The sequence below is a fragment of the Trichormus variabilis 0441 genome (assembly GCF_009856605.1).
In the GTDB taxonomy this organism is placed as follows: Bacteria; Cyanobacteriota; Cyanobacteriia; order Cyanobacteriales; family Nostocaceae; genus Trichormus; species Trichormus variabilis.
The window spans coordinates 3,658,869-3,673,070 of sequence record NZ_CP047242.1 but is presented as its reverse complement, the minus strand read 5'-3'; the positions used below and the strand labels follow the sequence as shown (position 1 = coordinate 3,673,070).

General features: G+C 42.2%; 13 protein-coding genes and 1 CRISPR repeat array (1 of these 14 cut by a window edge). Of the genes, 5 read left to right on the top strand and 8 right to left on the bottom strand.

Annotated elements, in window-relative coordinates:
- A CRISPR array of direct repeats spans positions 1-250; the repeat unit is 37 nt; unit sequence GTTAAAACCCTCTAAAATCCCTATCAGGGATTGAAAC; it reaches 2,784 nt to the left of the window's first position.
- A gap of 214 nt (positions 251-464) precedes the next feature.
- Positions 465-2,048, top strand: coding sequence for a hypothetical protein (locus GSQ19_RS14935; RefSeq protein WP_011318726.1), 1,584 nt, complete (start codon positions 465-467; stop codon positions 2,046-2,048).
- A 197-nt stretch (positions 2,049-2,245) separates the two neighbouring features.
- Here the strand turns inward: GSQ19_RS14935 and GSQ19_RS14930 are convergent, their stop codons facing one another.
- Together GSQ19_RS14930 and GSQ19_RS14925 are read right to left on the bottom strand one after the other, a co-directional pair.
- Complete coding sequence (locus tag GSQ19_RS14930; RefSeq protein ID WP_011318725.1) at positions 2,246-2,437, bottom strand: hypothetical protein; 192 nt, start codon at positions 2,435-2,437, stop codon at positions 2,246-2,248.
- Between the two features lie 178 nt (positions 2,438-2,615).
- On the bottom strand, positions 2,616-4,457 hold the full coding sequence (locus GSQ19_RS14925; protein ID WP_011318724.1) for an SWIM zinc finger family protein: 1,842 nt from the start codon (positions 4,455-4,457) through the stop codon (positions 2,616-2,618).
- A 188-nt stretch (positions 4,458-4,645) separates the two neighbouring features.
- Between GSQ19_RS14925 and lpdA the strand changes: the two genes are divergently transcribed.
- The 3 genes from lpdA (at position 4,646) to GSQ19_RS14910 (ending at position 7,652) form a co-directional block, all read left to right on the top strand.
- Positions 4,646-6,073, top strand: coding sequence for a dihydrolipoyl dehydrogenase (gene lpdA, locus GSQ19_RS14920; protein ID WP_011318723.1), 1,428 nt, complete (start codon positions 4,646-4,648; stop codon positions 6,071-6,073).
- Between the two features lie 95 nt (positions 6,074-6,168).
- Positions 6,169-7,059: an indole-3-glycerol phosphate synthase TrpC gene (trpC, locus tag GSQ19_RS14915; protein ID WP_011318722.1), complete on the top strand. Its 891-nt coding sequence runs from the start codon at positions 6,169-6,171 to the stop codon at positions 7,057-7,059.
- 344 nt (positions 7,060-7,403) lie between these two features.
- Complete coding sequence (locus GSQ19_RS14910; RefSeq protein WP_041456162.1) at positions 7,404-7,652, top strand: DUF5340 domain-containing protein; 249 nt, start codon at positions 7,404-7,406, stop codon at positions 7,650-7,652.
- 252 nt (positions 7,653-7,904) lie between these two features.
- On the opposite strand, the gene GSQ19_RS14905 is transcribed toward GSQ19_RS14910, so the two are convergent.
- From GSQ19_RS14905 to petM, 6 genes are all read right to left on the bottom strand, one after another.
- Complete coding sequence (locus GSQ19_RS14905) at positions 7,905-8,132, bottom strand: DUF2949 domain-containing protein (RefSeq protein ID WP_010998879.1); 228 nt, start codon at positions 8,130-8,132, stop codon at positions 7,905-7,907.
- 503 nt (positions 8,133-8,635) lie between these two features.
- Positions 8,636-9,157 carry a DUF192 domain-containing protein gene (locus GSQ19_RS14900; protein ID WP_011318720.1) on the bottom strand — a complete coding sequence of 174 codons (522 nt, stop codon included), beginning with the start codon at positions 9,155-9,157 and terminating at the stop codon, positions 8,636-8,638.
- Positions 9,158-9,528: 371 nt separating this feature from the next.
- A complete protein-coding gene (gene nblR, locus GSQ19_RS14895) occupies positions 9,529-10,215 on the bottom strand; it encodes a response regulator transcription factor NblR (protein ID WP_011318719.1) in 687 nt (228 codons plus the stop codon).
- 82 nt (positions 10,216-10,297) lie between these two features.
- On the bottom strand, positions 10,298-11,215 hold the full coding sequence (locus tag GSQ19_RS14890) for an NAD(+) kinase (RefSeq protein WP_041456720.1): 918 nt from the start codon (positions 11,213-11,215) through the stop codon (positions 10,298-10,300).
- Between the two features lie 138 nt (positions 11,216-11,353).
- On the bottom strand, positions 11,354-12,340 hold the full coding sequence (locus tag GSQ19_RS14885) for an SDR family oxidoreductase (RefSeq protein ID WP_011318717.1): 987 nt from the start codon (positions 12,338-12,340) through the stop codon (positions 11,354-11,356).
- A gap of 264 nt (positions 12,341-12,604) precedes the next feature.
- Positions 12,605-12,709, bottom strand: coding sequence for a cytochrome b6-f complex subunit PetM (gene petM, locus GSQ19_RS14880; RefSeq protein WP_010998885.1), 105 nt, complete (start codon positions 12,707-12,709; stop codon positions 12,605-12,607).
- Between the two features lie 280 nt (positions 12,710-12,989).
- Between petM and pdxA the strand changes: the two genes are divergently transcribed.
- A complete protein-coding gene (gene pdxA, locus GSQ19_RS14875) occupies positions 12,990-14,078 on the top strand; it encodes a 4-hydroxythreonine-4-phosphate dehydrogenase PdxA (protein ID WP_011318716.1) in 1,089 nt (362 codons plus the stop codon).
- Positions 14,079-14,202 lie beyond the last annotated feature (124 nt).

Genomic DNA, 14,202 nt, shown 5'->3' with positions numbered 1-14,202 from the left:
TTAAAACCCTCTAAAATCCCTATCAGGGATTGAAACTTCTTCCCAGTATGAAAAGCCAATGGCGGAAACGGTTAAAACCCTCTAAAATCCCTATCAGGGATTGAAACCACGTATTACCAACAGCACAAAGACCGCATAAAGTTAAAACCCTCTAAAATCCCTATCAGGGATTGAAACCCAATATATCTGAATATTGTTTCTTAACCGTATTATGTTAAAACCCTCTAAAATCCCTATCAGGGATTAAAATGATTCTGCTGCGTAAGTACTCTCAACAACAACCCTGACTTTGCGGAAAACCCAACAGGGTAGCCAAAGCAATACCTAAAGGCGATCGCCCAAAATATCTACTCATTCTTTTTGTGTAGAAAATTAAACCACTTACTTCTAGGCAACTAATCAAAGCGCGAGTATAAAAGAAAAAACAAACACAAATTAATACCTGAAATTAACAGAGAAATAACATGGCAAATCGCTCGCGCAAGCTAACGCCAAAATCTTCTAAGCAAAATGGCTCTGATTTGGAAGCGAAGAAACCTCAAATCCAGCAACAACAGGTAGGTAATACCGATTTGCCAAAAGAAGGTGATGGAGGAATTAATCAAACCCAGATACAGAAAGCGATTTCTCCATCAAAATCCTATAAACCATCCTCAATAATTGCGATCGCCATTTTACTTACAAGTGCTGGCTTAGTGCTGAGTTGTACCTGGATTGGAATTCTGTGGATATTTAACCCAGAACAGGTAAGCTGGCTGAATAATTTCCTCCCGGAGTGGGCGCACATCCCCGGTAACAGCGAAAACCCCCAAACTCTCGCCCAAATCCAAATCAACTTGAGTCAAAAACAACAAATACCAGGGGAAACCATTCCTCTAGATGATGAGGAAAAATCATTGCTGTTACCAGTGATGCGCCAGCGTCCCGATTGTGTAGCCAACTGTAAAGAAATAGTCGAACTCAGGGTTTATCAGTTAGAAAATTTAAAATACGAATCACAACCAGAAAAATTTTATCGCTTGGCAAATAGTTTACCCATTACTGGCCCTGAAGAATCATTTGCGATTACCGGAGATGGGCAGAATGCGATCGCTTCCTTGGCAGAGGATACACCAGAAAATGAAGATGTTAGCAATCCTTTACCCTTAGATGTAGTTAACCGCTTTGAAGCCGGAACACCAGCAGCAGGTGTCTGGTTAAATTTGCGCGGACAGCGACAACAAGATCATCACTCGGCTTCTGGTTCAGGGACTATCACTTACGGTCAAATCGTCTATTACAATCCAGAACGTAGCAACTTACAACTGATGTTATCTTGGACTAGTCCCAATGGACACCTTCCCAAATGGGAACAAGTCACAGGTAGTAACGCGAAAGAATTAGTCGTTGATCAAACCATAGGTTTAGAACCAAAACTACAGGTTTACCAAGTTAAATCTGTAAACTTATACCTGAATCCTATTCAACTGGAAGAAATTTCTCTACAAAACCCCGTCTTGAAAGACTCTGGTTACAAAAACGCCCTGTTAATTAGCCGCAATGGCTTATGGTCACCAGCTTTCGAGTGGTTAACATCTATTAAAAAACAACGCAAAAATACTTTACCAGCCGCCGCCCAATCACAATTGGACTTGATTCGCCTCCACTCTGAAGTAACTAAAGCCCAAGCAGATAAAACATGGGCTAGTCCCAGTGAACAAGTGCTTGCGGATTTAATTGATGGTCGTTGGGAAAAAGCGTTGCAAGTATTTAGCGCATCCCCACAGAATGCACAAGAAATAGCCATCTTGTTAAAAGCAGACAAAGGGCGATTATGGCGGCGTGTGGTAGGTGCAATGCAAGTTAACCCCAATAGAAAAGCCGTCCAAGCTTGGGGGGCTTTGATTTTAACAGTCCAGCAGGGGGAAGCCAAAGCCAATTCTTGGTTAGAAGAACAAGCAAAACCCTCCACAGCAAGCCTCAGTTATATCCAAGGTCTGACAAAGCAACTCTATCCCCAAGCAGACACAATTGATGATTCCGCGCCCAGTCCAGATACAGATAATTAATTGCCAAAATTATGGGGGTGGAAAACTTTTTCCACCCCCATTTACTAAATTGATTGGATAATGTTAAGTTTATTTTATGATGTCTTCACACAATCTTTATCAAGTATCGATGGCGATCGCCAAGCTTGAAAGTGAAGATTCATGGTTGAAAGTTGCGTGTTCCCAAAAACAGATGATAAAGGCGCGCCATCAAAAAATTATTCTTCTTTGGTAGTAGCGGCTAAACGTTGTTCTTTGAGATTTTGTAATTGTTCTAACAGAGAGTCTACCTCTGCTTGCAAGTTCATTAGTTTAACTTGCTGGTCATCTTGGTAGTAAGACTTATTTAAATGACGTGTCAACGCAGCTTGGGATTCACGTTCAGAAACAGTAGATGTAGCAGTAGCCATCTTTTTTTAATTCCAAAACTCAACTCACACCTGTTGGTAAATAATATAATAAAGCAACTTTAAGCTTTGTTAAATAAATGTATCTTTTTAATCATATAGTCTAATGAGTCACGGTTGGTACCATAAGTGACGGCGATGATTCCCCAATGTTCCCCTGATTCTATACTCCCCTGCTTTGTCACTCCATCCCCCGTTCTTTGAACATTCCCATCAATTTCCGTTTACGGGCGTGGATTTCTATTAACTTTTCTCGATATTTTGACCAATCAGCTTGTCTGCCAGATTGTATGTAAGCAGCACGTACCTTTTTCAACCACTGCACTGCTTCACTGTAATATTCTGCCTTACCCTCATCCATAATTTTTTCAGCACGGCGACGGGCATTAGTTATTACCCAATCGGGCTTATGTGATATGGCAGCTTCCATGACTCGGTGGATTAAAGCTGAATGATAGGAACTGAGTTCACTAACAGTAGCGATCGCATCCTCAATCAGTCCCTCAGATAAAAATACATCCACCTTGGCTGATTCTATTCCCCAAGTCTTACAACTCTGGATAATCCTTAATAAATCTGTTTTGACATTTTCCCAATTTTCACCCGCTAATTCTGCCATTTTTTGATAATCAACAAAGCAGGGTTTAACTTGAAAAGCTTCCTTGAGTGCAAGTAAAGAAATCTCTGGGTTACCCACAGCTTCGGCTAAATCGCTTGTCCAAATACCTAATTCATACCGACAATTCCCCGGTAACTTAAAACCAACTTGGGCTATGTCCAATGCTTCGGGTAATGAACCTTGTTCCGCTAAGGTTTTAGCTAAAGCAAAAGCCTCTTCTGTGGAACTCATCTGCATTTCCGCCGCCGCCAATGCTTCCTCTACCCTACCTAAACGCCCCAACATAGTTAAATATTCTTGGGTTTGTCCCTCTGCTTGGGCTAAATATAGATATTCTTGGTAGCGTTCCTGGCGTTCGAGAATTTTGAGGCGAATTTGTGCCAAATCATCAGCATAATTGGGAACTTCTCTCTCCCATACACCCATTTCAGCGATATCGCCCTGGAGAACTCGCAGCAAATGCGGATTATCCCAACCTTGACGCAACGCATCTAAACTCATGGTGAAGTCGGCATTCCATTCATCTTGCCAAGCTTCCAAACTCACTTGCACATCAACTTTTTCTGCTGATGTCAGTTCAGACGAGAGAATAACTTCACACCAAGCCAGATTTAACTCCCAGGCAATTTCATCATTGTCAGCACCATATTCTGATACCTCATCCCAATTTTCGGCACAGGTAGAGGTGATGGCTTCGAGAATGGCGATCGCATTATTACTTTCTCCTTGCTGAGAAAATTCTAAAGCCGTCTGCACCAAACTAAACAAATCTTCGGTAATTGGGTCTTCCTCGTACCCCTCCTCAAAGTAGCGGACTGCTTCCCGCAAAATTTGCTTAACCTGTCCGCGAAAGGAAGCCAAATTCACAGTTACTTGCCGTCCGGGTTGAGTAGATATAGGTTTAGCTACAGGATTAGTCATCCAACTAACGTGCTGATCAATTACATCTATGAGTTGGGGTTGTTCGGCAACTAATTCCTGTACGAGCCTTTGAGTCTGGACATGATCTAAACGATCTAGTAATTGTTCTATAGTAGGACGCTGCTCAATAATTTCTGGTTGTCTTGTAGATACAAGCATCGTCGCCACAATGTGTTTACACCAGCCATCTAGGTTATAAGCACAAGTACACTTGGCCGAAGCGATAGTCTTGTCATCAAAATTGAGAGATACACGATAAGGTAATCGTTCATTTCCTTCAACTTCTGCCTGCAATTGCTGACCACGCTGAGTAATTGTGATGACAGCACCCGCTTCAAAATAAGCCTCCCCACGTTGGAAAGATTTGGCATTAGCGTAGCGACGGACTGTAAATTCACTGATTTGGGGTAGAGACATCGAGCGATCGCCTGCAAAAACCTGTGCGTAGATAAATCTTAGATCAAGCTTAGGCTTTCCGCTCATTGATTGCAATTAGGAGATTGGTCATTAGTGACGCGATGAATTTTTTCATAGACGCGATGAATCGCGTCTCTACAATACCCAATCCCCAGTCCCCAATCCCCAATTTAGTAACTTCCACACCTCCAAAGACTTGCAAGGATGGCTAGACAAGTCGAAAATAGAGAGGCGAAGCACACGGGGAAACTAACGTGAGTCATGAATTTGATTACGATTTAGTCATAATAGGCGCTGGTGTAGGGGGACATGGCGCAGCCCTACACGCGGTAAGTTGTGGCTTAAAGACGGCGATTATCGAGGCGGGTGATATGGGGGGAACCTGTGTCAACCGGGGTTGTATTCCATCGAAGGCGCTGTTGGCTGCTTCTGGACGTGTGCGGGAATTACGCGATGCTCATCACCTGAAGTCTCTGGGGATTCAAATTGGTAATGTGGAGTTTGATCGTCAAGCGATCGCTAATCATGCCAATAATCTCGTCTCCAAAATTCAAGGAGATTTAACAAATAGCCTGAAACGTCTGGGAGTCGATATCATCAGGGGTTGGGGCAAAATCGCGGGGACACAAAAAGTCACCGTCACAGGCGATGGTGGTGAAAAAACCATCACCGCTAGAGATATTATCCTTTCCCCTGGTTCTGTCCCCTTCGTACCTCCAGGTATTGAAGTAGATGGCAAAACCGTATTCACCAGCGACCAAGGCGTAAAGTTAGAAACCTTACCTGAATGGGTAGCCATTATTGGTAGTGGTTACATTGGTTTAGAATTCTCGGATATTTACTCAGCTTTGGGCTGTGAAATCACCTTGATTGAAGCCCTCGACCAGTTAATGCCAGGATTTGACCGCGATATCGCCAAACTCGCGGAACGGGTGCTAATTACACCCCGCGATATTGAAACAAAAGTTGGTGTATATGCCAAAAAAGTTATTCCTGGTTCGCCAGTAGTAATTGAATTGGCAGATTTCAAAACCAAGGAAGTTGTCGATGTCATCGAGGTAGATGCTTGCCTAGTAGCAACAGGACGCATCCCAGCCACCAAAAACCTGGGTTTAGAATCCATTGGTGTGGAACTTGACCGCCGCAACTTTATTCCTGTAGACGATCGCATGGCAGTGTTATCAGCAGGTGAAGTAGTACCCCATTTGTGGGCAATTGGTGATGCCAACGGCAAAATGATGCTGGCACACGCGGCTTCAGCCCAAGGCATTGTCGCCGTGGAAAATATCATCGGTAAGGAAAGAACAGTAGACTATCGCAGCATTCCCGCCGCCGCATTTACCCATCCCGAAGTTAGCTATGTCGGCTTAACAGAAACAGGCGCTAAAGAATTAGGCCAAGCTGAAGGTTTTGAAATCGCCACCAGCAGAAGTTACTTCAAAGGCAATTCTAAAGCTTTAGCCGAAAACGAAGCCGACGGTATAGCCAAAGTCATCTACCGCAAAGATACAGGGGAAGTTTTAGGCGTACATATCTTTGGTTTACACGCCTCCGACTTAATCCACGAAGCATCCGCCGCCGTAGCCAACCGTCAAACCGTCCAAACCCTAGCCCATTTAGTCCACGCCCACCCAACATTATCCGAAGTGTTGGATGAAGCGTATAAACGAGCTATTGTTTAGTTTAGTCAACAGTCCATAGTCCATAGTCCACGGCTATAACTAATGACCATTGACTATGGACTAATGACAACTGACCACTGACAACTGACAACCTTATGCAAATCCGTCGCCGACAACCAAATCCTGCTATCAATGTATCGATATTGCGCTACCAAGTCGCTGTACCAGATGCCAAACCACAACATATTCTGGAAGAAATCGTTTGGCAAAAGGAAGTAGAAGTTGACCAAATGCGGGAAAAGTTGCCTTTGCTGGAATTGCAAAAGAAAGCACGTATCGCGCCACCCACCCGCGATTTTTTCGCCGCCTTAAAACAAGGTAGAACCACACCTGCGTTAATTGCCGAAGTCAAAAAGGCCTCACCCAGTAAAGGCGTGTTTCGGGAAGATTTTGACCCAGTAGCGATCGCCTTATCCTACCAACAAGGTGGCGCTAGTTGTATTTCCGTCTTAACTGATGAAAAGTTTTTTCAAGGCAGTTTTGACAACTTAACTAAAGTCCGCGCCGCCGTTGATTTACCATTACTTTGCAAGGATTTTGTGATTTATCCTTATCAAATGTATCTGGCAAGGATTCAAGGCGCAGATGCTGTGTTGTTAATTGCCGCTATCCTTAGTGATCAAGATTTACAGTACTTCATCAAAATTGCCAAGGCTTTGAATATGGCAGCTTTGGTTGAAGTTCATAATCTGGAAGAACTTGACCGTGTATTAGCTTTAGATGGCGTATCTTTAGTTGGCATTAACAATCGCAATCTAGAAGATTTTTCTGTAGACTTACAAACTACTTGTCAACTTTTAGCCGCCAGAGGTAGCCAGTTACAAGAACGAAATATTTTAGTTGTCAGCGAGTCAGGATTACATAACCCAGAGGATTTAAGTTTAGTATCCCAATCTGGTGCTAGTGCTGTGTTGATTGGTGAGTCTTTAGTCAAACAACCAGATCCAGAATTAGCGATCGCCAACCTATTCCCTAGTGGTGTTTAAAAGTTGTTCTTACGACCAGAAAAGTAGGTACCGCAATTCTAGCGGATGGTGTACTTGCCAGTACCTACACTTCTGAGTGTTTTAATTCCATTATCTAATGTCTAATATGTAGGGTGCGTCAGCATGAATAATTTCCTGGTACAGCTAGGTTTTCTTGCACTGACGCACCCTACTAACCGTAAATTTGGAATAATTTATTCTTTGGTGTTCCCTAATAAACTTTATAAAGCTATTTAAATATCAAAAAATATAGTTAATATTTATTTATTGTGTAAAAATTAACTTAATAACATACAACTACTAAGCATCACAAAATGCTTAATTTAACATCACCAATTGACTACATGGAGCAAATTCCCCTACCCTCACCCATCCATTATGAACTCATACTCCAATTATTAGAAAGACAAACTATGTCAGCAGTCAGTAAAAACCCTGATTTGCGGCATCAAGTAAATCAATTAATTATTACACTAAGAAAAGCAGCAGCCCAGCAAAAACACTTAGAAAACTCTTGTCTAGGTTCTTCCCTATCAGTAGAACATCGTTGGTCAATCAACCATCATGATCAGCAAGTTGCAACTCCTGATTAAAAAGGATTGGGGTAATGGGGATTGGGTATTGGGTAGGAAATAATTCTCTCTAGTTCCTTTTTTCTCTGTCATGATGTAAAAAGTTCATGAAAGCTAAATTAAAAGAGCGAGTTAATCATCCAACTCGCTCTTCTAGTTTGCTTGTATTTAAATGAGTAGAACTGACGGGAGCCAACTTTTTGTGTCTCAGTCTTGGTACAAGACAGAGTGGGTGTAACATACCTTAATTCTCCTAAACGAGAACTTCATAGCTTACGCTGTTTCTAACCAATCATAAATTTTTTCTAACTGTTCTAAGCTAATTAAACCGTACTGCCAAAGAATCATAGGCAAAGGCCCTGGATCTTGTTCTCGATGGCGTAGTGCCACAGCCAAAGATGCCGCAGAAATTGCTAAATCTTCCTGTAGAAAATGAATTAGTCTTGAATAAGTAGATGGTGACATCTGTAACTCACCTCCTTGTTTAGTCTGAATCGTCATTTAGTGTTTTCCCTTTTCCCTATACTTTGCAAATATCACTTCACCCGTGAATATACGATGACCGGATAATCACTAGAGCAATTTTTTAAATTCTGCAAACACAGCTATTTTTTAATGAAAACTAGAGAATTATAGCTAATCTTAGCCGTCATTTCATCTAGATGCTTTATTTTCCAGCTGTTAGTTGTTCTGGTCAAATAGGTTTTATCTTTTTTTACTTTAGTGTGTCACCTAGATACACTTTTAGTAGCAAAGATTCCATAGCTAATACTGCCTTACAAACAACTAGTTACACTTATGCCAAAAGAAAGATTTTTTGCATAAAGTTTCTCTCGGCTGCGATCGCACTTGAGAGTGTATAGATTTCGTTGTGTTTGACATCATACTAAATAGTAACCGCAGAATTTGCTTTTTACGTATACTTGATGTTTTTTTTACGCAAAGATCATGAAGTAAAAATCAGGTTTACCTTGGAATACAAGCCATTGAGAGATTTAACACTTTTAATTACGGTTATTTAAAAACTCAATTTTGATACTATTGCCTGGCTGCAAATTTAACTCAGCTGCCCTGCCTGCACGTAACTCTATGACTGCATCAATAAGTACGTCAGGGCCATATGTAGGACAAGGCTCACTAAGGCAAGGAGGTGCAGCAGCCTGAATATACTTGACTACGCCCTTTTGCAAAAACACCATATCTAAAGCAACCGGTACATTCTTCATCCAAAATCTAGCTGGTTGTGGAGAAGGAAAAGAAAACAGCATTCCCCTGTTATCTGGTAAAGCTGGCCGATACATCAGTCCCATTTGCTGCTGTTCTTGTGTTTTTGCCACTTCTAATTCAATAGTTGTGCCATTGGGAACAGTTGCTTTAGCTGAAATTGGTAGCGTTTGTCCAGAATTCACTACTAGTGCAGGCGGAGGACTAGCAGTATCTGTAGGTGTTTCGGCTGTGTTTTGTGAAGAACAAGCCATCAGTAGAATACTCAATAACATCGGAATTAAACTTAACCAACGCATCATACAATTTTTAATTTTGTAATTTAGACTTCGATTTTACAGAAATTAAACGAAAAAGCCCACGGTTATCGGTTATGTTTTCTAGCACCTTGAGGAGACTGGTTAAGCTGCCCTTGTTTTGACCTGCATATCTTTTCGTGTTGACAGTTGATGGTTGACAAACCATATAAATTTGGATGTAATACCAATTTGAAAAAAGAATGCGACAAATAACCATCCGTAGAGACGCGATTAATCGCGTCTTCTTCATCCAAAGATGTGTTGCAATCATTAGTTGAATTGGTATAACCTGCCATAAAGCAAATATCCCACCTGTGAGAGAGTGGGAGTGCTTAATTATAGAATGTAATTTGCATTACTACGAAGTTAAATTTTTAGGACTCTCTAAGGACGTAACCAACGCCTCGCACCGTTTGAATTAGACGCTTTTGACCTTCATCCTCAATTTTTAAGCGTAAGTAGCGAATATACACTTCTATAACATTAGATTCACCCATAAAATCGTAACCCCAGACGTTTTCGAGAATTTGTTCGCGGGTTAATACTTCACGGGGATGTTCCATTAAGTATTTTAAAAGTTCAAATTCTTTCATTGTTAACTCGACATTTCGTCCACTGTAAACAGCGCGGCGATTAGCTAGGTCTAAAATCAAATCACCAAAGCGTAACTGTTCTGTGGTATCGACATCTGGTTTCAAGTAGAGGCGAATCAGTCTTAAAAAATCTTCTGGGCGATAAGGTTTAAGAATATAATCATCAGCCCCTGCTTCTAGACAAGCAACCCGATCATCAACTGTGTCCCTAGCCATTAAAACTAATACTGGCGATCGCACTCCGGTATTCCTGAGATTTTTGCACAAAGAAAGACCAGATTCACCCGCCAGCATTCTGTCCAATACAACTAAAGCAGGCTGGCGATCGCGACAGTATTGTAACCCAGTAGTCGCATCGCTCGCCAAAATAGCATCATAGCCAGCTTCTTGTAAATCAAAAGACAGTTGATTCGCTAGGCTATCATCAGTTTCGATCACCAAAACACAGGGGCTATGAGTAGCTATCATAAGATTTGGGGATATTAGGATGTTTAATTGTATAGGCAATAAATGGGGAGTGGGGGAAAGGGGAATAACTATTGACTATTGACTAAGGTAATTCTACTGAAGTTGGTTTGGCGATATGCGGTAGACCCCAACCCAGTTTTTCTCGCAAAATACGGAAAAATTCTGGTGGTTGGAGGCGAATAAATTTGACACTGTATGGCGAGCGCTCCAGATATACTCTATCTTCGGGAAAAATATAGCATCCCCCGTTGCCATCGACTACCATCACCAACCGGGGAATGTTCACCGGGTAAATATTGACTGGTTCAGTATCGGGAAATACCAAAGCCCTAGAAGCCAAAGAATGGGGACAAATAGGAACGAGCTGCAATGCGGGTACGCCGGGGGTGACAACTGGCCCACCTGCGCTTAAAGAGTAAGCGGTGGAGCCTGTAGGCGTAGAAACAATTACCCCATCTGCGGCAATATCAACTGGCGCATGACGACCTACAGCAATCTCAAAATGACACATTGACGTTAATGGTTCACGATGCAAAACCATTTCGTTCAAGCATAGAGCCTCCCAAAGTACTGATTCTCCTCGTAGCACTTTGACTGTGAGCATGGCTCGTTCTTCGATTTCATACTCACCGGCGATCGCCTGATCTATAGCTTGGGGTAATTGATTTAGGTAAGTTTCCGTTAGGAACCCCATGTGTCCGGTATTGATGGCCAAAATCGGGATACCGCAAGGCGCTACCTGACGCGATGCGGCTAAAACAGTACCATCGCCCCCCAGCACTATGGCAAACTTCATCTCTGAATCAAAACCAGGGGGTGTCAAACCGTCAATTGGTGTGTGGCACACAGGGCTTTCGGGATTAGAGTAGCCCAATATGCCACCGATACTAGATGTGATAGATACATCCCAACCGGCTGTGGTTAGCTTATCTTTTAACTCGATAGCAACACGACCGGCTACCGGTTTAATGTCGTTGTATATAATGCCTACTTTCGGCACACTCAAATATCCAAGTTTAAGCGACGCTTTGTCTTTTGTAATCGTTACACATTTTGGATCACCAGTCATTAGTTTGGCATCAAAAGTCTATACTCTATGGTAAAAAACTGTTGATTACTGACTGTTGACTGGCGACTATTAACTATTGACTTTTTTAAAGGGAGTTTTTTTGTCTTTCTGCTTTTTAGTTTTAGTTTTCTCGTAATCTAACTGTTTGAGCTTTTTCAGAATCCGGCTGAAATACTCTTGTAAATAGCTTTCTAAAGTAGTACTTTGTTCTTTCTCTAACCCAAAGACTGTGTAAACTTCGTCCATTGAAGCATTTAGCGGTCTACCACTAGCCAAAACTTCGGTAAATGCCAGTCTGTCGGCTATATTCCATCCCCACTGAAAGAACTTAGCCAGACCGCGCACAGCTCGTAGTAGGTTGATGGGCATTCGTCTAACTTTAGCCTCTTTGCCAGATAAGCGTTCACATAAGTTAATGATTTCTTCGGCACTCCAGGCACGAGTACCCACTACAGGAAAAGCTTGTTTTTCTGTTTCTGGCACACTCAACGCCCGCACAGCAAATTTAGCAATGTCTAAAGTATCCATATAGGCGACTGGGGAAGATGCGCCAGTTACCCACACAGGTTGCCCTTCTAAAATGGGGATGCCATACTGACCGATTAACCCCTGCATGAAGCCAGCCAAGCGCAGAACAGTGTAATTTATCCCAGATTCAGCTAAAAATAATTCTGTACACCGTTTAATTTCCATCAGTGGGACTTCTGGATATTTATCGGCATCAATAATAGAGAAGAATATAAAACGTTCTACACTCGCCGCCTTTGCTGCCTGGATCAGGGCTATTTGTCCTTCCCAGTCCACCTGCTTGATTGTCAGCGAATCTGTAGCGCGAGAAGTAGCTGCATCAATTACTGCTGTTACGCCTTCTAGCGCCTCTGCCAGAGTCTGGGGTTGACATAAATCTCCTCTGACGAGTTCGGCTCCCCATTCTTTTAAAAAAGCTGCTCTTTTAGGGCTTCTGACAAGACAACGCACTTTATATCCCTCATCGATCGCCCGACGAGCCACTTGTCTTCCTAAGGTGCCAGTGGCACCGACTATTAATAATGTCATGAGGGTTGTAACAAATTTTAAACTTTTATGAAAAGAATCTTAACAGAATTATATCTGTAAATAAAAATTAATGGTTTTTAAGGAACAGAATTGATACTGAAAAAATCGCTAAAACAAAGTTTTCCGGTGAATGCAGCCACACACGCGGTATGAAGCGCTGGGTGGACTGCCGTAGCCTGCTTTTTCGGAGGAATACCCGGACACGCTATTTTGCCAGAGCGATTCAGGTTTCTCATCTGTTGAAAGCAGGCAAATACGGATAAATTATTCTTCTGCGCCTTGGATTTTCAATAGTAAAGCACCCAAAGCCCAACCTACGAAGATTAAGCCGAAAGATAACAAAGCTGCATTCAGAAGTTCGCCGCTCATTTAATGTGATTCTCCTTGACGAATAAATTTTGATTTTTTGGTCTTATCCAGGCACAGGAGTCAGAAGTGCTAATTCATGAGTGCTGAGTAATGAGTATTGAATGATAATTTGTTCATTCTCCCTCATCTGCTTCTCTGCCCTCCTGCTTCTTCTAGCCTCTAATCCCTAGCCCCTTGTATTTGGATTAGACCTGTGTAAACAATTTTAAACTAGTTTGATAGTCAATCCCTACTATTGGGAGATGGAATCAAGCAAAAAATTCTTCTCTAAAGTACTTATATGTACCAATTAAATCAAAATCAGACAGTAAATACACCTGAAAAATATCGCCCACGTTTAGCTCTAACAGTGGGAGATCCTGGCGGAATCGGGACAGAAGTGATTTTAAAAGCTTTGGCTGATTTAGAAATCGGTCATCACTATGACTTAACTGTAGTAGGTAATAAAAATTTACTCATAAAGACGTATCAACAACTAAGCTTGACTGAAAATTTAGCGCCTTTGGCTGATCCTAATTTATTAAAAATCATTGATGTAACTATTGATCAAGAAATTGCGGGACAGATAAATGTAGGAACTGGTAACGCGGCTAGTGGTGCAGCCAGTTTCACTTATATGGAATATGCGATCGCCCAAACCCTAGCGGGTGAATTTGATGGAATTGTGACTGGCCCCATAGCTAAATCTGCATGGAAAGCCGCAGGCTATAATTACCCAGGACAAACGGAACTGCTAGCTGAAAAGTCTGGTGTTGATCGCTTTGGGATGTTATTTGTCGCGCGATCGCCTCACACTGGTTGGACACTGAGAGCCTTACTCGCAACTACCCATATACCTTTACGTCAAGTGGCGGATACACTAACACCGCCATTGCTGACGCAAAAATTAGATTTGTTGGTGGAGTGTTTAGAGAAAGATTTTGGCATCACTAGTGGGAGAATTGCGATCGCTGGTTTAAATCCCCACAGTGGCGAACAAGGACAACTGGGAACAGAAGAACTAGATTGGTTAATTCCTTGGTTAGAGTCAGAACGACAAAAACGCCCAAATTTCCAGCTAGATGGGCCGATTCCCCCGGATACGATGTGGGTTAAGCCTGGTCAAGCTTGGTATGGTAATGGGGTTGTGCAGCACTCTGCTGATGGCTACCTGGCACTGTACCACGACCAAGGTTTAATTCCTGTCAAACTGATGGCATTTGACCGGGCTGTGAATACTTCTATAGGTTTACCTTTTGTCCGTACTTCCCCAGACCACGGAACAGCTTTTGATATTGCCGGTAAAGGTATTGCTGATGCTACTAGTATGAAGGAGGCGATCGTATTAGCGGCTGAGTTGGTTAGTCAAAGGTTAGGTTTGGAAAAATAATTTTGAATACGTTGCTGATTTAGTTAGTAGGGCGCGTCAGTGAGAGAAAGCTTAGCTGTGCCGAGAAATTATTCATACTGACGCACTCTACATTTTGGATGTTTTTTATCTAGAAGACCCTGAT